Source organism: Paraburkholderia sp. UCT70, from assembly GCF_050434085.1.
Taxonomy (GTDB): Bacteria; Pseudomonadota; Gammaproteobacteria; order Burkholderiales; family Burkholderiaceae; genus Paraburkholderia; species Paraburkholderia tuberum.
The window spans coordinates 556,355-580,189 of sequence record NZ_JBNPVZ010000003.1 but is presented as its reverse complement, the minus strand read 5'-3'; the positions used below and the strand labels follow the sequence as shown (position 1 = coordinate 580,189).

The following is a 23,835-nucleotide window of genomic DNA, read 5'->3' as shown; positions in this document are numbered from 1 at the left end:
AACCGCCCCGGCCGCAGCGCCGTTTCCCTCTGCCTGTCATCGCGGCCCTCGTGGCTATGCTCGCCCTGCTAGTCTGGTGGCAATGGCCCAAACACCCCGCTAGCGCACCGGTGCCAGCCGTTCCGGTGAACGCCGGCCACGCCGTTACCGTAGACTTCCCTATCCGCGTCGCCTCGGTGGGCACCGTGCAGGCCCTCAATACCGTGGACGTCAAAGTGCGCGTCGACGGTCAGTTGCAGCGCGTCGCTTTCACGGAAGGTCAGGACGTGAAGGCTGGGCAAATGCTCGCGCAACTCGATCAAGGGCCGCTCACCGCGCAATTGCACCAGGCTGAAGCGGCACAACGCAAGGACCAGGCGAGCCTCGAGAACGCGCAGCTCGACCTGGACCGCTATTCGAAACTCGTGGGCATTGGCGCGGCGACCTCGCAGAGCGTCGACACGGCGCGGGCGCAAGTCAAGGCGCTGGCCGCGACCGTCGCCGCGGACGCGGCGCTGATGGAAAGCGACCGCCTGCAACTGAGCTTTACGACGCTGAGCGCGCCGTTCACGGGCCGCGTGGGCGCGCGTGAGGCCGACGTCGGCGCGATAGTCCATCCTGCGGACACCACCGGCATTGTGACCCTCACGCAGATGGAGCCGATCGACGTGCTGTTCTCGGTGCCGCAGGACGTGCTGCCGAACCTGCTGGCGAATCAGGCGAAGGCGCCACTGCCGGTGAGCGTTACGACGCGTACCGGCAGCGACGAGCTCGCTCAAGGCTCGCTCGTCTTTGTCGACAGCCAGGTTGATCCGGCCACGGGCCAGATCAAGCTGAAGGCGTCGTTCACGAACACGGACCGCAAGCTGTGGCCGGGCGAACTCGTCACCGCGCGCGTGCTCGTGCAGACCGACCGTCAGCGCATCGCCGTGCCGAGTCGCGCCATCGTCAATACGCAGGCCGGCACGCAAGTGTATGCCATAGGCCCGGACGGCAAGGTGCAGATGAAAGCCGTTGAGACCGGCGTAAGCGTCGACGGCATGACAGAGATCAGGCATGGCGTCCAGACGGGCGAGTTGATCGTGTTCGATGGACAGAGCCGTCTGAATCCGGGCGTGAAGGTGGCGGCGAAGATCGTCAGCGCGAACGCGGAAGCCGCCTCCGCGTCTGCGTCCACTGCGAATACGGACTCGCCGTCATGAGCCTGCTCGAAGTGTTCATCCAGCGACGGATAGCGACCAGCTTCCTGGCGATTGCCGTCCTGCTGGTCGGCATGGTGGCGTATTTTCTGCTGCCGGTCGCACCTCTGCCGCAAGTGGATTTCCCGACCATCCAGGTCATCGCGAATCTGCCTGGTGCCAGTGCCGATACGATGGCGACGTCGGTGGCGACGCCGCTTGAACGGCAGTTGTCGAACATCTCCGGCATTACGCAGATGACCTCGTCGAGCTCTCTTGGCACGACAAGCATTGCGATCCAGTTCGACCTGTCGCGCGACATCAACGGGGCGGCCCAGGACGTGCAGACGGCGATCAACGCTGCAGGCGGCATGTTGCCAAAGAACCTGCCGAATCCGCCGACATACCAGAAGGTCAATCCGGCTGACTTTACGCTGCTGTCGCTCGCCTTGACGTCGCCATCGCTCACGCTGACACAGCTCGACAGCTACGCCGAAGATTTTCTCGCGCAGCAGATTTCGCAGATGCCGGGCGTGGGCCTCGTCGATTTTCACGGCCAGCAGCGTCCAGCGGTGCGCATCCGCGTCGATCCCGACAAGCTCGCCGCGCGCGGCCTGACGCTGGAAGACGTGCGCTCGATCGTCGGTGTGCAGACCGTCAACGCACCGAAGGGCAGCCTGAACGGTCCGGACCGTTCGGTCGTGTTCAACGCAACCGACCAGATCACCACTGCAGCCGGTTATCGCGACCTTGTCGTCGCGTACAAGAACGGCGCGCCGATTCGTTTGCAGGACCTGGGCACCGTGATCGACGCTGCCGAAGACACCCAGCAGGCTGCCTGGCTGCAGCATGAACGCGCGATCGTTCTCGACGTCCATAAGCAGCCGGGCTACAACGTCGTCGACACGATCCACAACATCACGACTCATTTGCCGGAGATGGAGGCGTCGTTACCCGCGGCGGCGCACGTGCATGTAGTGGGCGACCGCACGCAGACCATTAACGCGTCGGTACGCGACGTGCAGTTCACGCTGATGCTGACTATCGGGCTCGTCGTGATGGTGATTTTCTCGTTCCTGCGCAACGTCTGGGCCACCGTGATTCCGAGCCTGACGATTCCGCTGTCCCTCGTGGCGACCTTCGGCGTGATGTATCTGCTCGGCTATAGCCTCGACAACCTGTCTCTGATGGGATTGACGATTGCGGTCGGCTTCGTCGTCGACGACGCGATCGTTGTAATCGAAAATGTGATGCGTCACATCGAGGAGGGCGTGCCGCGCATGCGAGCCGCGTTGCTAGGTGCGCGCGAAGTGCGTTTCACGATCGTCTCGATGACGATATCGCTGATCGCCGTGTTCATTCCGATCCTGATGATGGGCGGGATCGTCGGCCGCCTGTTCCGCGAGTTCGCGGTGACGGTGAGCGCGGCCATTGTGATGTCGGCGCTGGTCTCGCTGACCGTTACGCCGATGCTATGCGGCTGGCTGATCCGCTCGCCGGCGGCAAACCGCGGTGGCCTCAGCAAGCTGGAGCGATGGCTCGAGGCGGTCTTCGTTGCGGTCGAGCGGCGCTATGAACACGGGCTAGATTGGGTCCTGCGCCACCAGAAGACCATGCTTGTCGTCACGATTGCGACGGTGATTGCGACCGGCGCGCTGTTCGTGCTGATCCCTAAAGGCTTCTTTCCGCAAGAGGACTCGGGTCTGATTCAGGGTATCGCACAGGCCGCGCCGGATATCTCGCCTCAATCGATGGCGGCAAAAATGCAGCAACTGGCTCATATCGTCGAAGCAGACCCGGCGGTCGACAACGTCTACTACTGGATCGGGCCTAATCCGACCGTCAGCCAGGGCCGCATGATGATCAACCTGAAGCCGTTCAATCAGCGCACGGCGAGCGCGGGGCAGGTGGTCAACCGTCTGCGACCGAAGCTCGCGGCGGTGATGGGCATCACACTGTCGATGCAGGTGCGTCAGGACATTCAGGTGGGTGGACGGCTCAGCGCCGCGCAGTACCAGTACACGCTGCAGGACCCGAATGTGCAGGAGTTGGACCACTGGGCGCAACTTCTCACGGACCGATTTGCGAAGCTGCCGCAATTGACCGACGTGACGTCGGACCAGCAAGCCTCGGCGACGAGCGCAACACTGGTAATCGATCGTAGTACGGCCTCGCGTTTCGGCATCACAGCGCAGGCGATCGACGATACGCTCTACGACGCATTCGGCCAGCGTCAGATTGCAACACTCTTCACACAGTTGAACCAGTATCACGTGGTTGAAGAGGTCGATCCGAAGTTTCAAATGACGCAAGACGCGCTCGCGCATCTCTACGTGCGCTCGCCGTTGACGAATGAACTCGTGCCATTGAACGTGCTGGTGACAGTTCAGAACAACGTGTCGCCAATTTCGGTGAACCACCAGGGCCTGTTCCCGGCCGTGACGATCTCGTTCAATCTCGCCGCGGGTCAATCGCTCGGCAGCGCGGTGACGGCGATTCGCGCGGCCGAAGCGGCGGCCGGCAAGCCGGACTCGTTGACGGGCACGTTTCAGGGCACCGCGCAGGCGTTCCAGGCCTCGCTGAAAAGCGAGCCTTACCTGATTCTGGCGGCGCTGGTGGTCGTGTATCTCGTGCTGGGCATTCTCTATGAAAGCCCGATTCATCCGTTGACGATCATCTCGACGCTGCCGTCAGCCGGGGTGGGTGCACTGTGCGCGCTGATGTTGTTCCGCCAGGATCTGTCGATCATGGGCATGATCGGGATCATTCTGCTGATCGGCATCGTCAAGAAGAACGCGATCATGATGATCGACTTTGCGCTGGTCGCGGAGCGCGAGCAGGGTCTTTCGCCCACCGCTGCGATCCGCCAGGCCTGCGTGCTGCGTTTTCGTCCCATCATGATGACGACACTCGCCGCGCTGTTCGGTGCGCTTCCGCTGGCGCTCGGTCATGGCGCCGGGGCAGAGTTACGCGTGCCGCTCGGGATTGCGATTGTCGGCGGTCTGGTGCTGTCGCAGATGCTGACGCTATTCACGACACCGGTGGTGCACTTGTGGTTTGCCCGTCTTGCTCATCGACTGAAACGGGACCATCGCGAAGGCAATACGGCTTTCATACATGCGAGTGAGACAGAATCTTGACCCCGCGGATGACGGCGCGAAACCCGGGTCGCGCCTTTAACCCCACCGCGAGCCTTGGCTAAAGGTAAAGCATTCCTCGCGTCCTCCAGAAAATTGCGTGACCGGTTTTTTCCACCCAATCGGCGAATTCTGGTTCGTCGATAGTGTTTTAATCAGCAGCGGGCTCTTTAGCAATCAGGATCGCCCACATAAATTGATCGTTCAGACTGTCGAACCGCAGGTTATGCCGTTGACAACGACCGACCTGCTCTAGCCCTTGAAGAGACGTTCGAAGGCAATCTTCGTTAGTCTCTTCATGGCCGTTCAGTGTCTCATGCAAAAAGCATGGACGGCTGCATCTTCCGCGGTGCGATCGAAAGCGCGCGACCGGTTTCGGCCATTCGACCCGGCGGCAAGCGGACTCTGGAAGCTAGTGGGCCAATTTTTCGTACAGTGACCAGACATAGCCGTCGGGTTTCAGTCCTACGCGGGTAAATCCAAGCGACTCGTAGTAGGCGCATAGCTTCGCATTTTGTGCGTCGCAGTCGAGTCGAACAAAACACCGGTTCAAGCCGCTCACTTTATTAGCGCACCAATCAAGCATGAAGCTGCCGAGTCCACGTCCGTTAAAGCCTTTCCGCACACAAAGCCCATGCACATAACCGGCGATCGGTTCTTGAGGTCCCCAGTGCTTTTCATCGTCTAGGGTGTTAGGCACTTTTTGTCGGACCTGGTATCCTGGCAGGATGAAAAAACGCAGGCCATACCCAACGGATGTGTCGGACGAAGAATGGTACTTCGCCGCTCCGTACCTGACCTTGATGAACAAGGACGCACCGCAACGCCGTTACGAACTGCGCGAGATGTTCAACGCGCTACGCTGGATCGTACGCGCGGGTGCACCATGGCGTTTGTTGCCAAATGACTTTCCGCCCTGGGAACTGGTCTACCAGCAGACGCAACGCTGGATTCAGGCCGGCTGTTTCGAGGCTATGGTCAATGACCTGCGTTCGATCATCCGGATCGCGCAGAAGCGTCGTGGCCAACCCAGCGCGGTCATCCTCGACGGACGGACGCTGCAGTCGACCTGCGAAAGTGGACCTCGCGCCGGTTACGACGGTTACAAGCGCAAACGCGGCAGCAAGGTCCACATGGCGGTTGATACTTTGGGGCAACTGCTTGCTGTGCATGTTACGCCGGCCAACGAACAGGAACGCGCGCAGGTCGGAGAACTGGCCCGTCAGGTTCAGCAGGCCACCGGCCAGACGGTCAAGGTGGCGTTCGCGGACCAGGGATATACCGGTGAAGAGCCTGCGCAGGCTGCACTCGACGAAGGAATAGAGCTTCAGGTAATCAAGCTGTCGGAGGCGAAAAAGGGCTTCGTGCTGTTGCCGCGCCGTTGGGTGGTCGAGCGCAGCTTCGGCTGGCTCAACCGCTTCCGCCGACTGGCCAGAGACTATGAGCGATTGCCTGAAACCTTGGCCGGTTTGCACTTCGTCGTATTCTCCGTGCTTATGCCTGTTCACTTTGCAGCCCTTAACAAAAGTGCCTAACACCCTCTAAGCGATCAGGAAAACGCAGTCCTGAGCCAATGATGTTTGAATACCTTTAGCCGACAGATAGCTGCAATGGGTTCATGTAGTCACGGAAATGCGTCACTCGGCCCTCGCGCAGAGTGATAAACCAAACGTAGCTGAGTTCCCACGGCGCATTGTCCGAAACCCGCCGATGATGCCCGGTAGCCTCGACGATGAGTTCATTGCCCACCTGCCGCGCACGGACGTCGCTGAACGAGCCGAGCCGGATTGATGCCAGCAAATGGGCCATATAGGACGCAATCGCGTGGCGTCCCTCCAGCTTTGTGACCCACCCCGCTGGAGCGAACGGAAACTCGTGGACTGGGTCCGCTGCGTACATCTTCATCCAGCCATCGACATCCCCGGCTTGAAGTGCCTTGAGCGCGCTTACAAGCCATTCGGGCAAATCCGATGTTGGTGCCATATTCTTCTCCCATAAAATTGATTGATGATCCTGAACATTTCATAAACCTCTGCATCCACCAGCCTGCGACAAGCTGTCGCAGCCGGGACTCTGGAAGCGGACATACCATCGAGCCCGAACTGCTGCGACGGTGACAATTCGCCCAATGTTCCGCGGATGCTCGATTGTCGTGATGCGCGTTAAGACCCGGCGCACATCCGCGGTCATAGGGTCCGTGGCGTGCTTTCATCGCAATGTAGGAAAACGTTTCGCTCACTAATCACGTTATTTCGGTTACGAAGTCGGCACGACTGCGGCGCACTTTTTTGAGACTCACGAGCCAATCTCCGTCCGCGGCGCGATAACCCAGGGCCAGCAGGACAACGCTACGCAGTTGCTTCGATTTCAGATCAAGGATTTCGTCCACCGCCGCCGGGTCGAACCCCTCCATTGGGGTGGCGTCCACTTCTTCAAAAGCCGCAGCAACGAGGGCAACGCCCAAACCGATGTAAGCCTGCCGCGCAGCGGCCTGATGGTTGGCTTCGGTTCCCCGATCGGCGACGATGCCCAGCAGTTGGCGGCGATAATTTTCCCAACCTTCGTTCCTGAAGCCCCGAACGTCGTTGGTCAGATCGAACATCATGTTGACGCGATCGGCAGTGATGTCGTCCCACCCCGCAAATACCAGCAGATGCGAACAGTCAGTGATTTGCGCCTGATTCCAGGCCACGGCGCGAATCCTTTCGCGAGTTTCCGCATTGCTCACGACAAGCAGCTCGAAGGGTTGAAGTCCGCTTGAAGTGGGTGCCAGCCGTACTGCTTCAACGATACGTTCAAGTGTTTCATCAGGCACTCTTCTCGTTGCATCGAATTTTTTGGTGGCATAGCGCCATGTCAGTCTTTCATTTACAGTCGTCATTCTGTCTTTCTTCATGTTTGGGGTGGAAAACAGAGGCAGCACGCAGGAGCGCTTTCGTGCGCCATGTCAGCGATTCAAGCCTTCGCAGAGAATGAATCTGCTGAATCATGGCCAGTTTGAAGCGGGAGAAAAACCAGTGCCAGCGCAGAACAATGCTGCAGCACATGCAGCAACCGGACGTTGCTGACAAGTCATTCCCCGGTTATTCTGAACCCATGAATCTGGATCAGGGACGAGCCGATGAACTCGCCGCATTGCTCGCTGTCGCCCGGGAAGGTTCGTTCGTTGCGGCGGCCGCTGCGCTCCAACGCCATTCGACGATCATTTCCAAACGCATCAGCACGCTGGAGCAACGCCTTGGCGTGCGCCTGCTCGAAAGGACGACGCGAAGGGTTCGCCTGACAGAAGCTGGCGCCCGGCTTGCCGAACGCGTGCAGATGGCGACGGACGCGATTTTCGAGGCCGAACAGGAAGCGGCGGCAGGCGGCACCGAGTTGCGGGGCCGCCTGCGCCTGGCATTTCCGGCAGCGATGGGACGGCAGTGGCTTGCGCCGGCGCTGCCGGATTTCGCGCGCCAATATCCCGGTCTGCATCTCGAGGTTGACTACGCCGAACGCTACGTCGATCTTGTCGGGGAAGGTTTCGATGCTGCCTTGCGTCTTGGCACCTTGCGCGACAGCCGGCTGGTTGCCCGCAGGCTCGGTGATCACCGGATCGTCCTGGGCGCTTCGCCGGAGTACCTGAAGCGCCACGGTGTTCCCGCCTCTCCGAGTGCATTGGCGAGCCACAATCTGCTGCGATATACGGGGCCGGTGTCGACTCCGGAATGGCGAATGCGCAAGGGCAATCTGCGCGATACGATCGTGCCAGCGGGCACCTATCATTCGAACGACATCGGCGCCCTGCTTGAAGCGGCGCGCCAGGGAATCGGGATTGTGGGTTTTGGCGATTGGTCGATGGCCCGTGACTTTGCAGCGGGCACGCTCATCCAGGTCTTGCCACAATGGCGGTTTGAGATGGACGAAGGAATCTATCTGGTCCGCCCTTCCAGTCAGTTCACGCCCGCGCGGACCGAGGCCTTCATCCGGTGGATCACCGGACTATTTGCCGGCGGCCTTCCTTGGGACGCGGCAGTGGAAGCACCTACTAACTCCCAGTACCCGTGACGGGGGCACTAAGGAGACGTATCAACGTCATTTGCCCCTCCTACGATTTCTCCACGTAGATCGACAGTTTGAGCCTCGGATCATCGTTCGCCTTAAACGTCGAATAGCGGAAATCAAGCGGTCCGCGGCCCACGTGCATGAGATGTTTCTCGCCCGACACTGGAGCCGAAACCCCATGCTCGCGCCACCACGCCATGAACTCAGGACAACCCGCGCGAAGACGTTCCACAATCTCCACGAAGCTGGGGTCGGGCGCCCAGAGATCGTAGTTCACGCGGAAGAGCGAGACCATTCGCCGGGCCTCCGCGGCCCGGCTCCCTCCGAACAGCTTGCGGGCCGCCGGATCCAGCAGCATATAGACGAGGATATTCCGGTCTTCATCGGGCAATGTCGCGAAGTCGGTGAAGAGCTGCACCGCCGCGTTATTCCAGGCGAGGATGTCCCAGCGTTCGCCGGTCAGGTACGCGGGTTCTGCCAACCCCTCTACGACAATGCGAAGAACTTCCGGCACCGTCTCGCGAAGGAAGCGCCCGTCCCTTCCGCCTTGCGCCAAAGCCCGGAGATGCGCTTCCTCAACGGCGCTCAGCATCAGCGCCTTCACGAGTGACGCGAGCGTTTCGGCCGAAGAGGAAATCACGCGACCTTGCTCGAGCTTGACGTACCACTCGGTGCTGATACCGCTGCGCCGCGCAACTTCTTCGCGACGCAGGCCGGCTGCGCGCCGGCGCCCTTCAGATGGGAGACCGACATCTGCTGGCATTGGATTTAAAGGCCGGGGAGACACTGCTCGTGAGCGGCGCGACCGGCAATTTTGGCAGCGCCACTGTGTTGACAGCACTGGCGATGGGCGCGCGCCAGGTCGTCACGCCGGGACGCAACGAAGCGGTCCTCGTGGATTTGAAGCAACGCTTTGGACCCCGTATCATACCCGTCCGTCTGTCGGGCGATGGGACGCAGGACATCGCGGCGATAGATTCGGCAACCGAGGGACCTATCGATGCAGTGCTCGACTTTCTGCCACCTTCGGCCGACGCTTCGGTCGCGCGGACAGCGATCATGGCGGTACGGCCTTATGGGCGCGCCATACTCATGGGTGGAGTCGGTATGCTGGGTGGCGATGACCTTTCCCTTATCAAGGGGCAATGGGTGTACGAGCCGCGAGCGGTACATACTATGGTAGGTATGGTGCGCAGTGGTCAACTCGATCTGAACCAGTTCGCGGTGACGGAATTCGCTCTCGAGGAGGTCAACCATGCCGTCTCGCACGCTGCCGCGAACAACGGTCCGTTCAAGCTGACTGTGGTCCGGCCTTGAATGCGAAGGCGACGCTACACGATTGAACCCGATAGAGTCATCGGCGTTCGCGGCCGTTCGGCGCCCCGGTCCCCGTTACTCCTGAACGAAACAATTGCATCCGTGCAGCTCGAAAAAATTCGCAGCCCGCCTCGGCTTCGTGATATTTGGACAATCGCGTGCTGCGCGTTCCGGATGCAGCTCGTCTGCTGCTTTCAAGCAGCAGAAAAGATGGGACAAATACATTGCCTCCGTCCTCCATGTCATCAGCAACTTGAAAGTCGTCAAGATATGACGGCGCGAACGTCATCTTCTTCTGGGCGTTTTTGTTCCGGACGGTTTTTGTTCCGGGTGCCGTTTCTTGCGGCTTTTCGTTTCATAAAGGACTGGTTGTTCTTCGCTTGTCGCTTCTTCCTCGGCAGTTGCTTTCTGTTCGTGCCGAGCCTGACGGCGAGACCCAGACACAGGCGTGCGCGCATGATCTGCCCCACGGAAGGCCGGGTCATGAAGCGCCTTGGACAGCGAAAGTGCCGGAATTGCGGGGCCTGGTTTCGTCCAGATCCCCGCAGGTACCGCAGCGGACCCTTGTGTCGTCACGCGAGCAAGGGCGCCAGCCAGCGCCAATAGCAGGCCAAACCCGAGAACCACGACTATTGCCGCAGCATGGAGTACGTCGCGCGGGTGGCGCGTTGGCGCGCCAAGCATCCCAGCTACTGGCGTCGAACGAAACAGAAGTCCGAGAACACTGCCGATGAGTTACAAGAGGACTGCTCCGCGCAAACCTGCCTTCGGAGTATCCGCCTTCAGAAAGCCGTTCCTCAGTATCTCAAACACAGCAGCCGCTGCCGTTTCCAATTCTTCAGGCTTGCAGTCTACTGAGCTATCGAAGCGCGCGTAACGAACAGCGATCCTTTGGCGCCTCGCAGCGCAAGGTCGAGGGAAGGCGTCGGCCCCGATGCGGTACCGAAGCTGACCAGATTTCATCGGCTTTGCTCCGACGGCCGACATATTCACAGGCGATCATCCCCGCAGAACAAAATAACCGCCTGCGGTATGGCTCGGAACGGCGGTCCGAGGACTTGGGCACAGCGAAGCTTCAGACTCACAACTCTTGTTCCCACCAGCCTTGGGTGTTCACGTTAGCCGCGTCGGCGAGAGCTTCCAGCTCTGCAATGTCGTCGCTGGCAAGCGTCATGCTGGTGGCCCGGACCAGACCATCGATGTAGTTGGGCCTGGTGACGCCAATGATCGGCGTCGTTCCCTTGGCGATAGCCCAAGCCGTCGCGACGTCGGGAGCTGCTGCACCCTGCTTCTGGCCGATCGAGGCGAGCTTGTCCGTCAGCGCCTTCAGCTGAGGCAGCATGCCATTGTAAGTCTCCGCCCGGTTGCTGCCTTTCGGCAGCGGGTTCTCCGGACTGTACTTGCCGGTCAAGGCGCCCTGTTCGAGCACCATATAGGCGAAGAATGGGATGCCGTGGCTGCGGCAGTAGTGGACGATGCCGGCATCCTCAGAGCTGCGGTAGAGAAGGCTGTAGTGGTTCCGGACGGCTTCGACCCGGAACCCGGCTTCGCCGAGGATCTGGTCGGCGAGTTCGATTTCGCTCAGGTTGTGATTTGAGACGCCGACATGTTTGACCTTCCCGCTCTTCAGCAATGGGATCAGGTGCGGCGTCCACCGCGCCACATCGGCGGGATTGTGAATCCAATAGAGGTCGATGTAGTCGGTACCGAGGCGGGTCAGGCTCTGCTCCAGCATGTCCGCCACCGGATCGTCACTGGTTCCCGCGGCCTGCGGGGTGAACTTCGTGGAGAGCTGGTAGTCGCTGCGGGCGTAGCGCTTCAGTACTTCCCCGAGTACGGTTTCGGAACGGCCCATGCCGTACACCACGGCGGTGTCCCATAGGATGAACCCGGCCGCATGGGCCTTGTCGGCGACCTCTTCCAGGCCAGCCTGAGTCAGCTGGCTGCCGAAGTAGCCGTTGCCAGTCTCGCCGCTGTCGCCCCAGGCCCAGGTGCCCAGTGCGACCGTGGGGGTCTTCAGATTATCGATTGTCATGTTTGCTCCATGCTTGTTCTGCGGCCGGGTTTGCTGTGACCTGGGCGCCGCCTACACTGTGATGCGCGGCGACGTCGAACCGTGAGCCTGATGCGCCGGAATTACTGCCCAATCCTCCAGAAGCACGGTTCGCATTGCCGCCCTCCCGCGCGCGTGCGATAGTCAGATTCATGGAAACATTGACCGAAATCGCTTCCGTGATTGCCCGACACGTCTCGAAGGATGGCTTCCAGGCCACCCCAATCGAACGCGTGACGCTTGTTCGATCCTCCACGGTGACGATGCCGATGCCGAATGTTTACCGGCCGCAACTGTGCCTCGTCGCGCAGGGGCACAAGGAGGTCACACTGGGCGACCGCGTGTTCAGATATGCACCGGGGCGCTATGGAGTCGTGACCTACGACCTGCCGGTGACAGGCCATGTGGTCGAGGCGACGCCTGACAAACCCTATCTCTGCCTGTACCTCGATTTCGATCCGGTCATGCTGGGGGAGTTGGCGTTGCGCGTGCCGCCACCGTCGGGAGCGCCATCCCCGCCCGTAGGCAAGACAGTGTCCGACGCCGGCACCGCGCTGCTCGACGCGGCGTTACGCCTGCTGCGCCTGCTCGACGATCCGGCAGCGCTGCCCGTGCTCGGGCCGCTTGCCGAGCAGGAAATTCTCTACCGCCTGCTCGCCAGCCCGGACGGCGCCAGGATGCGCCACATCACCTTCAGCCAGGGTCGGGTGGCCCAGGTCGGCCGCGCCATCGCCTGGATCTGGAAGAATTTTCGGGAACGGTTCAGCATCGAGCGGCTTGCCGCGGAAGTAGGCATGAGTCCGTCGAGCCTGCATGAGCATTTTCGCGCTGTGACGGCGATGACGCCGCTGCAATTCCAGAAGCAACTCAGGCTGCAGGACGCGCGCAGCCTGATGCTGGTCCAGGACATCGACGTCACGACTGCCGCGCTCCGCGTGGGTTACGAGAGTGCGTCGCAGTTCAGTCGCGAATATCGCCGCCACTTTGGAGAACCGCCGGCGCGCGACATAGCCCGCTTGCGCGCTTCGGCGGGCTTGGCAGTGGTCGCTTGAGTTCTTGACCTAACCGCTATGTGGTCCGGTCCGGCCACTTCCTTGATGAAGGCAAGCAGGAGCTCGCTGAGCCGAACCGGCTGCTCCTGTTGGATCCAGTGACCGGCGCCGTCGATCAGCTCAATGTCCCCCATTCTCGTCGCCACCCTCGTCCTCATTACATCGAGCGCGCCAGGCGCCGAATAGGTGCCCCAATCGCTCTTCCCGCCAATGAAGAGCGACGGGACATCGATCGTCTTGCCCGGAAACAGGCGCAACTCAGCGTTCAGATCAGGATCGGAAAAGACGCGATAAGCCTGCAGGGCGCCTTGAAACCCAGTGCGGCCATACTCCTGCGTGTAGACCCCGAGTTCCGGCTCGGTGAGCCATTTGCACGTCAGGATCTCGGCGGCGGAAGGTTGGAATGGAGCGACTGTCTGGGGCATCGTCTTGCCGAGATCCATGACGTAATAGGTGGGCATTTGTGCAAGTTCTGCGGCGGTTAGCGCCTTCAACGGATGCGGCTTATTTCCCGGCCAGTCAGCGCTCTTGACGTAGAAAAATGCACGAAGAAATGCGTGTAAGCCTTGAGGGGGACGCCACATGTCATGGTTCGCCTCCCGTGTGCTCAGGTATTGCTGGTAATACTCTCTCGGCGGGTCGAGCGCTGCCAGCGCGGCCGCTAACTTCTGATTTTCAGTGTTCGGTTGAACCGACGATGCGCCACTCTGCGCGGTGTTGAACGGAAGCGCCGGCGGCCCAGGGAACGGTGCGCTCATCAGCACCACCGAGGGAAAGACGTCAGGCCGCGCTAGCGCACAATACGCCGCCACGGGCGAGCCGAGATCGTGCCCGACGAGCATTGCCGTACGCCGATACCCCAACGCCAAAACCAACCCAAGGGCGTCACGCGTCATATTCAAAAGGCTGAAGGGCGCTAGCTGGGCGTCATAGTCGTTCACCCAACCGGTGGTGCGGCCGAAGCCCCGCTGGTCGGGCGCCACGACATGGTAGCCGGCGTCAGCCAGAATTGGCATCAGGTGTCGCCAGCCGTAAGCCAGGTCGGGAAAGCCGTGCAGAAGCAGTGCCAGCGGCCGGCCGGGGCTCTCGTAACCTGCCTCGAGAACATGGACATCGAGGCCGTTGACCCCATGGATCATGCGCGAGCGGACCCCCTTGGGAAGCGTTCCTTCGGCATATGTTGGCGTGGCCAAATCACTTTCTCCTGTAGGGTTTGCGCGGGCCGGTCGAAGTAAAGCAGCTACCAGGCCGGCCGCGCCCATCGCTAAGACGGCTCGTCGGGATGCCGATGGCTTCATTTTGTCGAGGGGCACTATTGAAGTCCAAAATATGGTGACCACCATAGTATGGCGACCGCCATAGCGGCGTCAAGCGAAACGTGGTAGTTTTTCGGCATGACACGTAAGACTGACGCGCGCGCTCGCGCTATTGAAACGGCCGAACGACTGTTTCGCATCCAGGGATACACTGCGACCGGATTGACCCAGATTCTCGAGGAAAGCGGCGCGCCTAAAGGATCGTTCTACTTTCACTTTCCACGCGGCAAGGCACAACTTGCAGAAGAAGCAATCGACAATTACGTTGCGAAACGAATTGCTGTATTACGGGGCATCTCGGCGACTACGACGGGTGATGCTCTGAATTTTGTTCATCAGATATTCGGCACATTTGCGGCTGAGATGGTCGCCTCTGATTTCCAGTATGGGTGTCTGATGCAAAATCTGGCGAATGAGTTGCCCGCGCTCGACGCTGAGCTGACCAAACGGGTAGCGCGCGGTTTTGTTGAGTCGACCGCGATTATTGCGGAGCATTTCACGGGGTGCGGTTTCGCTTCCGCGCGCGCGTCCTCTACCGCAGCCGCATTGGTGGCCGCCCTCGAAGGCGCGCGGACGATCGCCCGCCTGGAACGCTCGCCGGCTGTATTTGAGGCACTGGCAAAGGTTAGTGCCCAAAGGTGGGCTGCCCCCGAGGGATGATCCGGTCCGATGTTCTCGGTCGGACGAGAATGGCAGCGATCACCCTATGACGAGCGTCGGTCTTTCACGTGTGGTCGGCTGAAAAAAGTGGACGCCAACATTCCGTAGAATTGAGGAATGGAGGCGTTGATGAACCGAATCCCCAAAGCCGTATCCACGAAAGGAATTTCGTGAAGAAGCAGTCAAGCTGGCAGTGACTGACGGCGTGGGCGTGTCTGAAGCTGCATGTCGACTGTATATTTCGATGAAGACGTTGGCGAACTGGGTTCGCGCGGCAAAGGACGGCAAGCCGGAGAACGTCGGGCGAACCCAGAAACCACTGACAGAGATCGAGCCGGAGCGGGGGGCGGTTCAAGCGACGGTTGGCAGAAGCGAAGATGGAGCGCGATCTGTTAAAAAGTCTTCGGCGTACTTCGCTAAGGACTCGCGGCGAAGTACGGCGTTATCGAACAGATGCGACAGTATTACCCCATGCCGCCGATGTGCCGGTTCCCGGGCGTGTCCATCAGCGGCTACTATGCCTGCCGCACACGGCCGCTGTCGCTACACGCTGAGCAAGAGCTTCAACTCGAAGCACAGGTGCGCGCAGCTCACGGGCTGACCCGACAAACCTTCGGCGCGGAACGGCTACAAAAATCACATCATAAAACTGTTAATCAGTCAGCGAGCAGCCGTTCGTCTCCTTCATACGCCAGACCGTCACGAGTGTGATGAATGATCCGACCGACACATAAATCAGGAAGTAGTTGTCATGATGGACGGATTGCAGCTACGCCATCAGGAAAGGTGTCGTGCCGCCAAGAACCGCAATGACGATGTTGATCGGCAGGCCAATACCCACGGTGCGGATCTCCGTCTTGAACATTTCCGAAAGGACTGCGGGGACGACGGACGAAAAAAACGCATAGAGCACCAGACCGAAAATCTCGATGCCTGCAATTGACCAGAAGGTCGAATGCACAGACAGCACCACTGGGTATAAGAACAGCGTATAGCAGCCCGCACACACGAACATCTGCGGGCGACGGCCAAACTGGTCAGAAAACATGCCGAAGAACGGGTGCACCGCGGTGTAGATCGCGAGCGAAAACGAACTTGCCGCGTAGGCCGTGGACGGTGCAGCACCTGCGCGCTGGATCGCATAGACCGGCACGTAGACGGCGAACAGATAGAAACGCAAACGTGTCGCAGATGGAGACGCCGATCAGCGTAAAGACTGACCTACGGTGCGTCGTGAATAGTGCGCGGACCGAACCCATCTCCCGTTTGCCCTCAGCGCGCGCCTTTTCGAAGATCGCGGTTTCCGCGACGCGACGGCGCAGCCACCAAGCATAGATGCCGCTAAGCGTAGCGATGACAAACGGGACACGCCAACCGTATGCAATCATCTGACCGTACGTCAGGAATTCGTTAAGTAGCCACACAATGCCGGATGCGCACATCAGGCCGATGCCGGTGCCGAAAAACAGGAAGCTGCCATGCAGGCCGCGCTTGTTCGAGGGTGCCGTTTCGCCAAGGAAGGTAATGGCCGCGCCGAACTCACCGCCCGTGGACAGCCCTTGCATCAGGCGTGCAATTGTCGCAATAACCGGCGCGGCAAAGCCGATTCTGTCATAGGTAGGCACGACGACGAGCAACAGAGAGCCGAGCGCCATTAGTTGCACGGACAGAGACAGCGCCGCTCGTCGTCCATGACGATCTGCAAGCACACCGAGAAGCCCGCCTCCCAACGGGCGCATTATGAAACCGAGTGCGTAGACGCCAAAGGCTGCAAGCAGCTTTGCACCTTTGCTGTCGCCAGTCACGGCGAGTAGAGCAATCTTGAAGTGCGAACTGTCCGGGGTGAATACATTGCCCCCTAGCGTCGCCTGCCTATCTCGCGTGCCATTCGTGTGCCAGGCAACCACTTCGTTTTCATTGATCCTTGTCCGGCCTCGGTCGCAGCCAGTGTGGCACTGATCTGCCGGGATGCGCCCGGGATCGATCGTGTGGAGATTCATCGCCAGATCGACCATGAGGTCGTGGATTTCCTACGCGCAAATCTATAACTCATCCAAGCTGAGCTGGCATGCCCCCAGGGAAGCAGCGCAGCGTAGTGGTCGACAGTCTTGCCAGAGGCAATCGCTGGAACAGCAAGGTGAGGTAACGGTACGGATCGATTCGACAGGCTTTGCAGGTTTCGACGAGAGAGTAAAAATTGGCGCTCGCAGTCGCGCCGCCGACAGTGTCCGCGAACAGCCAGCCGCCCCTGTTTAGAGAAGCATTTGCATCAAAGGTCCTCCTGGATGTTCAGCGATACAGTCGCTGGCGCGAAAACCCGTGCAATGGTCTACAGTCTGATGCTCACGTGCCGCGCCTGCAACGTCGAGCCGTGTGCCTATCTCCTGCACGTACTCACCGAACTGCCGCAGCGCTCCCCGGATGCCGATATCACCGATCTGCTGCCATTCAACTTCGCGAAGCTCTCGCCTGCAGCACCTCACCCAGTCTGATCCATAACTATTGCATTCGTGCGGATTCGTCGATCGCTGCGGTGTGCTGAATTGCGCGCTTACAAATGACCAACCTTTTGGCACCTTGTTGTGGCAAATTGCAAGACAAAGCGGCCGACGCCAGCAGCACAAAGCCCACTCCTCGGATGCTCGCGAGCTGATGCTTCGTGCCTACTGAGGCCAGCTTCTTGCGTAAGCGACGCATTGCAACCGCCAACGCGCTCTCTGTAACGACTTCGCCCGGCCCCGACGCCGCGCGCCTGAGCATTGCATAGCGAACGGTCCGGCCGCCCGCCTTCATCACGCACAGCATGATTTGCAACACGGCCCGCGCGAGTTGCACTGAGCGGTGTGCGCAACGCATTGCGTGCTGCCGAGAATCGATAGTGATGTCTCCGGCCTCGGTGACAGGCGCTGAGAGCGATACCGCTCGACGAACAGCTTGCGCACACGTGCCAAAGCTCGTGCATGGCGAATGGTTTTGACAAAACGTGGTCGACGCCGCTTCCCAGGCAATCCGACCAGCGGTGCGCAAGGTCCGCAGAACAGTAAGACCTTCGCCGTTCGGCAGTCCGCGCTCGACGATCAGCGCTGCGTATTTGCTGGCGTCAATTCCAGAACCGGCTTCAGAAGCGCTACGGAACACGTCAGACTCGATTCCCGCATCTGCAAGAGCCCGATGTATGGTCTTTGCACGCACCACCTTGTCTTCGACGATCGCTACCCGGAACATGACGGCGCGCTCATTCGAACTGGTAAGCATAACCGAGCGCTAGTGCAGGCAGGTACCGCCGCCCCACGATGGGACTTTCAGTGATACCGTCTGTGAAATGCTTTGCAGCGACATCCAGCGTGACTTTCTGCTTACGCGTGAGGCTGTAGTTGATTCGCGTACCGATCGACACGGCGTACGCGGACGAAGCCGTATACTCGAGGCGTCCTGCACGAGCTTCCGATGCCCGCACGCCATAGTAGTAGTTGATGTAGTCGTTGCTGAACCATTCCACGCTGCCGTACGGTTCCACTGAGAACTTGCCAAAGCCAAACAATCGGCTGTAGTCGATCTTAGCCCGTTCGCCGCGATTACCACCCAGCAGATAGTCAGCCGACAATGTGCCAAATCCAGTCTTCCAGGCGAGTGCCGTACCATACCAGAAGGCGGGGTTGCGGTTCTGCATTCCGCTCAGGATGGGAGCATCATCGTTTCTGTAGCCATCGGCGAGCGCGTAGTAACCACGCAGTGCGACGTTAATGTTGCTCCAGTTGCCGATTTCAGGTCGATCGTTGTGCCGTACGCGTGAACCTATTTATCATCAAAATAAATGAGCGGTATCGGTGTGTATTTGGTGTCGCCGCTGACATACGGCGAACCCGCAATGCCAACGCCTGCACCTAGGCCCCAATGTGTCACGTTGGTTGCGCTGCTAAGGACCGTAAGGCCGGAATCATCGGCGCCAGATTCGGCTTCTACGCTGTCTGCCCACACATCAGTCGAGAATACAAGAACGGATGCGGCTACTATCAGAAAAGAATGTCGTAGATAAAACGTTTGCTTCACAGGCGATCCAAAAATGATAAGCGTGGTGTGTACAAAGGCCAGCACGATGTACCGAGCCGGGCCCGGGGCCACGGAGGCGTTATCTCTTCACGAATCTATCTCGTAGCGCAACGCGAGACGATTACAAGCCTACTTCTGCGCATTGGTCGCTTCGAGAATCAGATCTGCGACCTCGGTCGGATGCGATATCAGCACAATATGGCTCGCCTTGACCTCGATCGTGTGTGCGTGCATGCGATTTGCCATGAAGCGCTCCAGATCCGAGTTGATGGTGCGATCTTCCGTCGACACCACGTACCACGTTGGCTTGTCGCGCCATGCGGCGACCGTTGTCTTTGCCATTGTGATGGCCCTGCCCATCGGCTGTTGAACGGCGTAATACGTTTCGGCTTCTGACTTCGGCAGGTCGCCCGCGAAGTCGTTAATGAAGGTCTGCTCGGAGAGTTTGCCGTAGCCGTCATCCGACCACTGCAATCCCGCCGATGCCGGCGCCGGCGGGAATTTCTTTGTCAGCGCCGAATAATCCTCGCCCGCATCGGGCGCACGCGCAGCAACGTATACGAGCCCGGCCACTTTGGGATCGTCGCCTGCCTGGCTGATCACCATACCGCCATACGAGTGCGCGACGAGCAGCGTCGGGCCATCCTGTTGTGCCAGCACGCGCTTCACGGCGGCAACGTCAGCCTGAAGCGACGTAGTGGGATTCTGTACCGCGGTGACGCGCAAGCCTTTCGTCTGCAATAGCGGAATCACCTTTTGCCAACTGGATCCGTCGGCAAAGAGACCGTGCACCAACACGACATTTTTGATGGGAGCAGAAGGAGCTACGCTCTGGTCTTTCGCCAACGATAGCGCGGTGCCGAAAAGTGCGCCGCAAGCAATTCCTGCAAAGACAAACGCATTCAACTTCATCAGACTTCTCCAGAAAGCGTATGGGATCAGATTGGCAACTTCGTTAATGGGTTCGGGAATCGATCAATCAATCTCTGGCAGTCATCCGTGCGGTCGGTTCGCTGCAGACGGTACTACCACGGCAGATAATGAAGACGGAAAGACGGTCTCCAGGCAAACCTATGCTTGTGTCGAACGACGTGCGAGGGATTTTCCGTGCAGGCAGTAGGCTTGAGCTATCAGGCCCAGGATGAGCCCAGCCACAAGCACGCCATGCGCACCGATAAGTAGAGGCGACTTAAGATTGGTCACCAATGGATGTCCGTTAGGCACGCGCTTTAAAGTTTCGGTAACCGTAGGAAACATCAACACAAAGGCGGTCAGTGTCAGACAGAAGGTTTCGGCATAGACACCGATTCGACCGGGCAACGGTATGCGCCCGACGCCATAACCGGCGAATAGCAACACAAGTGCAGCGACACCGATTACGTAACTGATGCTTTGATGTGCGACGAGAAACACGGTCAGAGAACCGATCAGCATGGCAAAGAAGTACACCGCTCCCGGAATCGAGCGGGGCACGATTCGACCATGACGGACGAACATATACACGGCCACGGGGATCGCAGGTAGACTGCCAAGCGTGTGAACCCAGCCCAGCGACGAAATTCCAAACATAGTCAAATCCTTCTTGCATGAAAGGCAGATAAGATGGCCAGGCTAGGCTAGGCCAATCCGTGGGCCGGATTAGCCATACAATCCACGTACAGTTCTCTTGTTGACCGAGGCTTACTTTAGGCTCACGAAGCTCAAATTGACATGACCGAACTTGGGAAAAATTTGTCCATTCTTCCGGAATTGGCACTTGCTGGCCTAGCTAATGGCGATCTCCTGTCGCAGGTGCTCGCGCGCATGCGTATGACCGGTGACTGTGCCTATTCATATAAATTGCCGCCGCTCGCCCAGCTGGAAATGTCAGCGCGGAGCCCGTACGCGTGCGCAGTCACCGAAGGCATCGTAAAAATTGCAGGTGATCATGTAACCTCTTCCGAAATTCAATCGGGCGAGTTGGTATTGTTACCGCGTGGGCCTTGCGACTTACGAATCGCGGCTTGCAATGAACCGGCGACCGTAGTCGTCTGCAGTTTCTGGTTTGATCCTGGCAGTCTGCAGGATTTACTTTTCGGGCTGCCTTCCCTGATCCACCTTCGACACACGGAGACAGAGGGATGGCTCGACAACCTCATGAAGTTTCTTCTGCATGAAGCCGGCAATGACCAACCAGGCTCCGCGCTGATGGTCTCGCGAATGATCGATCTCTTTGTTGTTCGCGCGTTGCGGGCTTGGGTTCATCACGGTCACGCATCCAGCTGGCTGGGCGGATTGGCAGATCAGCGCATCGCTCGGGCTTTAAAGGCAATCCATGAGCAGCCCCCGCGAGGGCTGACTATTGATGGGCTCGCCGCTGTCGCTGGAATGTCCCGTTCGAGTTTTTGCGAACGCTTCACGGCGCTTGTGGGCAAATCCCCGCTGCGTTACCGCAACGAATTTCGTCTCACCGTCGCCCGGGACATGTTGGCCAAAGGCAATGCGCGTGTGGGAGAGGTTGGCATGTCTGTTGGCTACGAGTCCGAGGCCGCTTTCAGTCGCGCGTACAAGACGTTTTTCGGCCACACACCTCGAGACGCGAGACCGACGACCGCAGTGCCTCAATAATTTCCAAGACACCTTGGCGAGAACTGGGCAGGGCGCTGTCACGTTACTGTCCCCTGACGAGATATCGGCAAGGACAGTCGTGTCTCAGAACACGGTGGACGGAGCTTGGGCAATCCCAGTGAAGAGACGCCAGGTTTCAAATCGCGCGGCGATCTGTTTGCGATAGAGCGAGGCGCGCAGCAGATGACGCTTGAGCGCGAAGTGCTGGCGGATCGGACCGAAGCACGACAGGAATGACTGCGTGCGTTCTGGCAAGCGAAAACCTCGCATCCGGCGCTCGCGTTCACGCGTGGGTTGATGGATCTGTTTTCAGCGCGGTTGTTCACGCGTGCGCAGGCCTTGACGAATACGTGCTTCACATTCGCCAGCTCAGGGATCTCTGTTTTCGCGGCCGGGTAGCTGCGCAACTGGTCGGTGACGATTTTCTTCGGCGCCGCAGGACAGGCCGCCAACACCCGTTTGAAGAAGCGTTTGGCAGCGGCCTTGTCGCGGCGCTTCTGAAGCAGGATGTCGAGTTCAATGCCGTGCTCATCGACTGCACGCCACAGCAGCCAGGGCTCGCCGCGCAGCGTCACGAACATTTCGTCGAGGTGCCATGTGCTGCCCGGCTTGCGCCGGGCAGTCCTGACCTGATGCGCAAAACCGGCACCGAACTTGTTCGTCCACCGTCGGATCGATTCATGGCTGACAACCACGCCGCGCTCGAACAGTAACTCCTCGATATCGCGCAGGCTAAGTTGAAAGCGGAAATACCACCGAACGGCGTGGCTGATGATTGACGCCGGGAACCGGTGACCGTGGTAGCGCGATTTCGTCTTTTTCATCACTTCATCTTAGCCGACCAGCCCGCGAACGTGACAACGCCGGCGCGCGCCATTATCTTTGACAGTCTGTGACAGTTGCCAGCGCGGTCGGGGCCGGCTTCATTGCCGCTCCACCGCCGCTTCGCACCGCGCGCCGCGTCTTCGCTTGGGCAGCGGCGCCGCATCGCCGTTTGCCTACCATTGCCCGCAGGCGTCCGGCATGGAGCCGGCGTGCCGTGCGATCCGGCCGGCACGCAATCGAACTGATCGGCAAACGGTGAATCTCATGGGTCTCCTCGACAAAGCAGTGCACGGCGTTTTCAAGGACATCGGCGAGGCCGTCGAAGGCGTCGCCAAGGGCGTGGGCAAGATCGTCGAAGGCGGCGCGGAACTCGCCGCCGGCGCGTTGACGCTGAACCCGAAGGAAATGGCGGCGGGCGGCAAGAACCTCGTGACCGGCGGCATCAAGACGGCGTCGTGCGCGGTCGAGCTGACGCCGGAAGGACTCGAATCGAGCGCGGCCAACAATCTGCTCGATGGCGCGCTCGAAGAGTGCGGCATCAAGAGTGGGAAGGACGAGGAGGAAGGCGATGACGACGGCATCAGCCTCGAAGACCTCGCCGGCACGAAGGAGTTCTGCGAGAAACTGCCCGCGGGGATGAAGCCGGGCTTCCTGAAGGTCTGACGCGACGGCCCACGCGATGCAGACGCCCACCCTTTCCGGCGCAGCGCCGCTTGCCGAGGCGCTCGTCGACGCGCTCCGCGCGAACCGCCTCGACGACGCGCAGACGTTGCTCGACACGCTCAACACCGACTATCCGCACACGCGCGAGCTGCTGATTTTCCCGGTGCTGATCGCGATCCAGCGCGGCCACGCGCGCGACGCGTGGCAACTCGTCAACGGACTGCCCGACGACGAGTGCCCGCATCTAAAGGCGCTTTGCCTGCGACGGTTGAACGATCCGGGTTGGCACCGCTATGCCGAAGCCGGACGCGACCACCCCAGTCCGCACGTGCGCCGCGCGATGCGCAATCTGCTCGGCTGCTCTGAAGCCGACGACATTCACGCGCTGCTGCGATGAAGCATCTGCGGCTCGCCCCGCGCGTCGACCTCGACGTCTACTACGACGCCGACGCGAGCCGCTATACACGGCCCGGCGACGCGCACGCACTGAGCATCGTGACGCGCGAATACTTCATCGCGCGCTATCGCGACTGTCCGTCGATCGGTTTCGAATACGACGGCGATCCGATCGGCGGCATCGTGTTCGACGGCGAAGCCGCGCATATCGCTGTGCTGCCGGCGTGGCACCGGCGCTGGGCGCTGCTCTTGCGCCCGGCGCTCGAATGGCTGTTCGCGCTCAAGGCTGAGATGCTGGTCGAGGTTGCGGCGGACAACGCGGTGTGCCTCGAATTCATGCGTCGCAACGGCTGGCCCGTGGTCGGCACGCGAGACGGACGCATCGTTCATCGGCTGTCGAAGCAGCCGCGCCGGCGTCGTCGGCATCCGATCGCCGCTGCCGATTCGCGCGCGGCGTCGTCGCGCGGCTAAGCTCACGCGGTCCGCTTAACGCTGCGCTTTTGACGCGTCGTTCGTCATGCCGCGTCCGTCGCGTCCACGCGGGGTCTTTTCTTTTTC

Annotated in this window: 24 protein-coding genes and 4 pseudogenes; 13 read left to right on the top strand and 15 right to left on the bottom strand. The window is 60.0% G+C overall.

The features are described 5' to 3' along the window. Positions 1–56 precede the first annotated feature (56 nt). Together OKW41_RS20515 and OKW41_RS20510 are read left to right on the top strand one after the other, a co-directional pair. A complete protein-coding gene (locus OKW41_RS20515; RefSeq protein ID WP_429448806.1) occupies positions 57–1,181 on the top strand; it encodes an efflux RND transporter periplasmic adaptor subunit in 1,125 nt (374 codons plus the stop codon). After that, a complete protein-coding gene (locus OKW41_RS20510; RefSeq protein WP_429573785.1) occupies positions 1,178–4,297 on the top strand; it encodes an efflux RND transporter permease subunit in 3,120 nt (1,039 codons plus the stop codon). The genes OKW41_RS20515 and OKW41_RS20510 overlap by 4 nt, the downstream gene beginning before the upstream one ends. Before the next feature lie 409 nt (positions 4,298–4,706). On the opposite strand, the gene OKW41_RS20505 is transcribed toward OKW41_RS20510, so the two are convergent. Beyond that, positions 4,707–4,994 carry a GNAT family N-acetyltransferase gene (locus tag OKW41_RS20505; RefSeq protein WP_429448161.1) on the bottom strand — a complete coding sequence of 96 codons (288 nt, stop codon included), beginning with the start codon at positions 4,992–4,994 and terminating at the stop codon, positions 4,707–4,709. 28 nt (positions 4,995–5,022) lie between these two features. Between OKW41_RS20505 and OKW41_RS20500 the strand changes: the two genes are divergently transcribed. Then, positions 5,023–5,829 carry an IS5 family transposase gene (locus OKW41_RS20500; RefSeq protein WP_429573784.1) on the top strand — a complete coding sequence of 269 codons (807 nt, stop codon included), beginning with the start codon at positions 5,023–5,025 and terminating at the stop codon, positions 5,827–5,829. Between the two features lie 55 nt (positions 5,830–5,884). Here OKW41_RS20500 and OKW41_RS20495 read toward each other — a convergent pair whose 3' ends face one another. Together OKW41_RS20495 and OKW41_RS20490 are read right to left on the bottom strand one after the other, a co-directional pair. Beyond that, positions 5,885–6,277 (bottom strand): nuclear transport factor 2 family protein, encoded by a 393-nt coding sequence (locus tag OKW41_RS20495; RefSeq protein WP_429573783.1) that lies wholly within the window; start codon positions 6,275–6,277, stop codon positions 5,885–5,887. A gap of 259 nt (positions 6,278–6,536) precedes the next feature. After that, positions 6,537–7,175 (bottom strand): NAD(P)H-dependent oxidoreductase, encoded by a 639-nt coding sequence (locus tag OKW41_RS20490; RefSeq protein ID WP_429573782.1) that lies wholly within the window; start codon positions 7,173–7,175, stop codon positions 6,537–6,539. A 107-nt stretch (positions 7,176–7,282) separates the two neighbouring features. Here OKW41_RS20490 and OKW41_RS20485 point away from each other — a divergent pair, with 107 nt between their 5' ends. Then, positions 7,283–8,341: a LysR family transcriptional regulator gene (locus tag OKW41_RS20485; protein ID WP_429573781.1), complete on the top strand. Its 1,059-nt coding sequence runs from the start codon at positions 7,283–7,285 to the stop codon at positions 8,339–8,341. A gap of 40 nt (positions 8,342–8,381) precedes the next feature. On the opposite strand, the gene OKW41_RS20480 is transcribed toward OKW41_RS20485, so the two are convergent. Then, positions 8,382–9,101 carry a helix-turn-helix transcriptional regulator gene (locus OKW41_RS20480; RefSeq protein ID WP_429573780.1) on the bottom strand — a complete coding sequence of 240 codons (720 nt, stop codon included), beginning with the start codon at positions 9,099–9,101 and terminating at the stop codon, positions 8,382–8,384. Here OKW41_RS20480 and OKW41_RS20475 point away from each other — a divergent pair. Then, entirely contained in the window at positions 9,077–9,655 is a 579-nt protein-coding gene (locus OKW41_RS20475; protein ID WP_429573779.1) for a hypothetical protein, read from the top strand. The genes OKW41_RS20480 and OKW41_RS20475 overlap by 25 nt on opposite strands. 263 nt (positions 9,656–9,918) lie before the next feature. Here the strand turns inward: OKW41_RS20475 and OKW41_RS20470 are convergent, their stop codons facing one another. Further along, positions 9,919–10,140, bottom strand: coding sequence for a hypothetical protein (locus OKW41_RS20470; RefSeq protein ID WP_429448170.1), 222 nt, complete (start codon positions 10,138–10,140; stop codon positions 9,919–9,921). Between the two features lie 596 nt (positions 10,141–10,736). Next, a complete protein-coding gene (locus OKW41_RS20465; RefSeq protein WP_429573778.1) occupies positions 10,737–11,690 on the bottom strand; it encodes an aldo/keto reductase in 954 nt (317 codons plus the stop codon). A gap of 170 nt (positions 11,691–11,860) precedes the next feature. Between OKW41_RS20465 and OKW41_RS20460 the strand changes: the two genes are divergently transcribed. Continuing rightward, positions 11,861–12,760 (top strand): AraC family transcriptional regulator, encoded by a 900-nt coding sequence (locus tag OKW41_RS20460; protein WP_429448173.1) that lies wholly within the window; start codon positions 11,861–11,863, stop codon positions 12,758–12,760. Here the strand turns inward: OKW41_RS20460 and OKW41_RS20455 are convergent. After that, positions 12,649–13,899 (bottom strand): alpha/beta fold hydrolase, encoded by a 1,251-nt coding sequence (locus OKW41_RS20455; RefSeq protein ID WP_429574350.1) that lies wholly within the window; start codon positions 13,897–13,899, stop codon positions 12,649–12,651. The genes OKW41_RS20460 and OKW41_RS20455 overlap by 112 nt on opposite strands. A gap of 255 nt (positions 13,900–14,154) precedes the next feature. Between OKW41_RS20455 and OKW41_RS20450 the strand changes: the two genes are divergently transcribed. Next, a complete protein-coding gene (locus OKW41_RS20450) occupies positions 14,155–14,736 on the top strand; it encodes a TetR/AcrR family transcriptional regulator (RefSeq protein ID WP_429573777.1) in 582 nt (193 codons plus the stop codon). A 129-nt stretch (positions 14,737–14,865) separates the two neighbouring features. Beyond that, positions 14,866–15,372 (top strand): annotated as a pseudogene (locus OKW41_RS20445) (transposase); the annotation flags it as partial. A gap of 133 nt (positions 15,373–15,505) precedes the next feature. Here OKW41_RS20445 and OKW41_RS20440 read toward each other — a convergent pair. From OKW41_RS20440 to OKW41_RS20430, 3 genes and pseudogenes are all read right to left on the bottom strand, one after another. Further along, positions 15,506–15,889: an MFS transporter gene (locus OKW41_RS20440; RefSeq protein WP_429448177.1), complete on the bottom strand. Its 384-nt coding sequence runs from the start codon at positions 15,887–15,889 to the stop codon at positions 15,506–15,508. Further along, positions 15,774–16,751 carry an MFS transporter gene (locus OKW41_RS20435; RefSeq protein ID WP_429448179.1) on the bottom strand — a complete coding sequence of 326 codons (978 nt, stop codon included), beginning with the start codon at positions 16,749–16,751 and terminating at the stop codon, positions 15,774–15,776. The genes OKW41_RS20440 and OKW41_RS20435 overlap by 116 nt, the downstream gene beginning before the upstream one ends. Before the next feature lie 34 nt (positions 16,752–16,785). After that, positions 16,786–16,992, bottom strand: a pseudogene (locus OKW41_RS20430) (transposase domain-containing protein); the annotation flags it as partial. A 17-nt stretch (positions 16,993–17,009) separates the two neighbouring features. Here OKW41_RS20430 and OKW41_RS20425 point away from each other — a divergent pair. Beyond that, positions 17,010–17,228: pseudogene (locus OKW41_RS20425) on the top strand (transposase domain-containing protein); the annotation flags it as partial. Positions 17,229–17,235: 7 nt separating this feature from the next. Here OKW41_RS20425 and OKW41_RS20420 read toward each other — a convergent pair. From OKW41_RS20420 to OKW41_RS20405, 4 genes are all read right to left on the bottom strand, one after another. Continuing rightward, positions 17,236–17,991 carry a response regulator transcription factor gene (locus OKW41_RS20420; protein ID WP_429573776.1) on the bottom strand — a complete coding sequence of 252 codons (756 nt, stop codon included), beginning with the start codon at positions 17,989–17,991 and terminating at the stop codon, positions 17,236–17,238. Then, positions 17,972–18,406 (bottom strand): MipA/OmpV family protein, encoded by a 435-nt coding sequence (locus tag OKW41_RS20415; RefSeq protein ID WP_429573775.1) that lies wholly within the window; start codon positions 18,404–18,406, stop codon positions 17,972–17,974. The genes OKW41_RS20420 and OKW41_RS20415 overlap by 20 nt, the downstream gene beginning before the upstream one ends. Before the next feature lie 509 nt (positions 18,407–18,915). Then, positions 18,916–19,698 carry an alpha/beta hydrolase gene (locus OKW41_RS20410; RefSeq protein WP_429573774.1) on the bottom strand — a complete coding sequence of 261 codons (783 nt, stop codon included), beginning with the start codon at positions 19,696–19,698 and terminating at the stop codon, positions 18,916–18,918. Positions 19,699–19,857: 159 nt separating this feature from the next. After that, positions 19,858–20,355 carry a hypothetical protein gene (locus OKW41_RS20405; protein ID WP_429448187.1) on the bottom strand — a complete coding sequence of 166 codons (498 nt, stop codon included), beginning with the start codon at positions 20,353–20,355 and terminating at the stop codon, positions 19,858–19,860. 141 nt (positions 20,356–20,496) lie between these two features. Between OKW41_RS20405 and OKW41_RS20400 the strand changes: the two genes are divergently transcribed. Beyond that, a complete protein-coding gene (locus tag OKW41_RS20400; protein ID WP_429448189.1) occupies positions 20,497–21,393 on the top strand; it encodes an AraC family transcriptional regulator in 897 nt (298 codons plus the stop codon). A gap of 84 nt (positions 21,394–21,477) precedes the next feature. On the opposite strand, the pseudogene OKW41_RS20395 reads toward OKW41_RS20400, so the two are convergent. Beyond that, positions 21,478–22,217: pseudogene (locus OKW41_RS20395) on the bottom strand (IS6 family transposase). A 265-nt stretch (positions 22,218–22,482) separates the two neighbouring features. Here OKW41_RS20395 and OKW41_RS20390 point away from each other — a divergent pair. The 3 genes from OKW41_RS20390 to OKW41_RS20380 are packed head-to-tail and all read left to right on the top strand — an operon-like array spanning position 22,483 to position 23,748. Continuing rightward, complete coding sequence (locus tag OKW41_RS20390) at positions 22,483–22,881, top strand: hypothetical protein (protein ID WP_429573773.1); 399 nt, start codon at positions 22,483–22,485, stop codon at positions 22,879–22,881. A 16-nt stretch (positions 22,882–22,897) separates the two neighbouring features. Beyond that, a complete protein-coding gene (locus tag OKW41_RS20385) occupies positions 22,898–23,278 on the top strand; it encodes an HrpB1 family type III secretion system apparatus protein (protein ID WP_429573772.1) in 381 nt (126 codons plus the stop codon). Continuing rightward, complete coding sequence (locus tag OKW41_RS20380) at positions 23,275–23,748, top strand: GNAT family N-acetyltransferase (RefSeq protein ID WP_429573771.1); 474 nt, start codon at positions 23,275–23,277, stop codon at positions 23,746–23,748. The genes OKW41_RS20385 and OKW41_RS20380 overlap by 4 nt, the downstream gene beginning before the upstream one ends. The last annotated feature ends 87 nt before the right edge of the window (positions 23,749–23,835 follow it).

What these genes read in the sequence shown, in the direction of transcription:
- OKW41_RS20495 (WP_429573783.1), bottom strand. Translation starts at nt 6,277, where the DNA reads ATGGCACCAACATCGGATTTGCCCGAATGGCTTGTAAGCGCGCTCAAG.
- OKW41_RS20460 (WP_429448173.1), top strand. Translation starts at nt 11,861, where the DNA reads ATGGAAACATTGACCGAAATCGCTTCCGTGATTGCCCGACACGTCTCG.
- OKW41_RS20405 (WP_429448187.1), bottom strand. Translation starts at nt 20,355, where the DNA reads ATGTTTGGAATTTCGTCGCTGGGCTGGGTTCACACGCTTGGCAGTCTA.
- OKW41_RS20385 (WP_429573772.1), top strand. Translation starts at nt 22,898, where the DNA reads ATGCAGACGCCCACCCTTTCCGGCGCAGCGCCGCTTGCCGAGGCGCTC.
- OKW41_RS20465 (WP_429573778.1), bottom strand. Translation starts at nt 11,690, where the DNA reads ATGACAATCGATAATCTGAAGACCCCCACGGTCGCACTGGGCACCTGG.
- OKW41_RS20380 (WP_429573771.1), top strand. Translation starts at nt 23,275, where the DNA reads ATGAAGCATCTGCGGCTCGCCCCGCGCGTCGACCTCGACGTCTACTAC.
- OKW41_RS20415 (WP_429573775.1), bottom strand. Translation starts at nt 18,406, where the DNA reads ATGCAGAACCGCAACCCCGCCTTCTGGTATGGTACGGCACTCGCCTGG.
- OKW41_RS20450 (WP_429573777.1), top strand. Translation starts at nt 14,155, where the DNA reads ATGACACGTAAGACTGACGCGCGCGCTCGCGCTATTGAAACGGCCGAA.
- OKW41_RS20470 (WP_429448170.1), bottom strand. Translation starts at nt 10,140, where the DNA reads ATGACCCGGCCTTCCGTGGGGCAGATCATGCGCGCACGCCTGTGTCTG.
- OKW41_RS20485 (WP_429573781.1), top strand. Translation starts at nt 7,283, where the DNA reads ATGGCCAGTTTGAAGCGGGAGAAAAACCAGTGCCAGCGCAGAACAATG.
- OKW41_RS20420 (WP_429573776.1), bottom strand. Translation starts at nt 17,991, where the DNA reads ATGCTTACCAGTTCGAATGAGCGCGCCGTCATGTTCCGGGTAGCGATC.
- OKW41_RS20475 (WP_429573779.1), top strand. Translation starts at nt 9,077, where the DNA reads ATGGGAGACCGACATCTGCTGGCATTGGATTTAAAGGCCGGGGAGACA.
- OKW41_RS20490 (WP_429573782.1), bottom strand. Translation starts at nt 7,175, where the DNA reads ATGACGACTGTAAATGAAAGACTGACATGGCGCTATGCCACCAAAAAA.
- OKW41_RS20500 (WP_429573784.1), top strand. Translation starts at nt 5,023, where the DNA reads ATGAAAAAACGCAGGCCATACCCAACGGATGTGTCGGACGAAGAATGG.
- OKW41_RS20515 (WP_429448806.1), top strand. Translation starts at nt 57, where the DNA reads ATGCTCGCCCTGCTAGTCTGGTGGCAATGGCCCAAACACCCCGCTAGC.
- OKW41_RS20480 (WP_429573780.1), bottom strand. Translation starts at nt 9,101, where the DNA reads ATGCCAGCAGATGTCGGTCTCCCATCTGAAGGGCGCCGGCGCGCAGCC.
- OKW41_RS20435 (WP_429448179.1), bottom strand. Translation starts at nt 16,751, where the DNA reads ATGGTCGATCTGGCGATGAATCTCCACACGATCGATCCCGGGCGCATC.
- OKW41_RS20390 (WP_429573773.1), top strand. Translation starts at nt 22,483, where the DNA reads ATGGGTCTCCTCGACAAAGCAGTGCACGGCGTTTTCAAGGACATCGGC.
- OKW41_RS20410 (WP_429573774.1), bottom strand. Translation starts at nt 19,698, where the DNA reads ATGAAGTTGAATGCGTTTGTCTTTGCAGGAATTGCTTGCGGCGCACTT.
- OKW41_RS20455 (WP_429574350.1), bottom strand. Translation starts at nt 13,899, where the DNA reads ATGATCCATGGGGTCAACGGCCTCGATGTCCATGTTCTCGAGGCAGGT.
- OKW41_RS20510 (WP_429573785.1), top strand. Translation starts at nt 1,178, where the DNA reads ATGAGCCTGCTCGAAGTGTTCATCCAGCGACGGATAGCGACCAGCTTC.
- OKW41_RS20400 (WP_429448189.1), top strand. Translation starts at nt 20,497, where the DNA reads ATGACCGAACTTGGGAAAAATTTGTCCATTCTTCCGGAATTGGCACTT.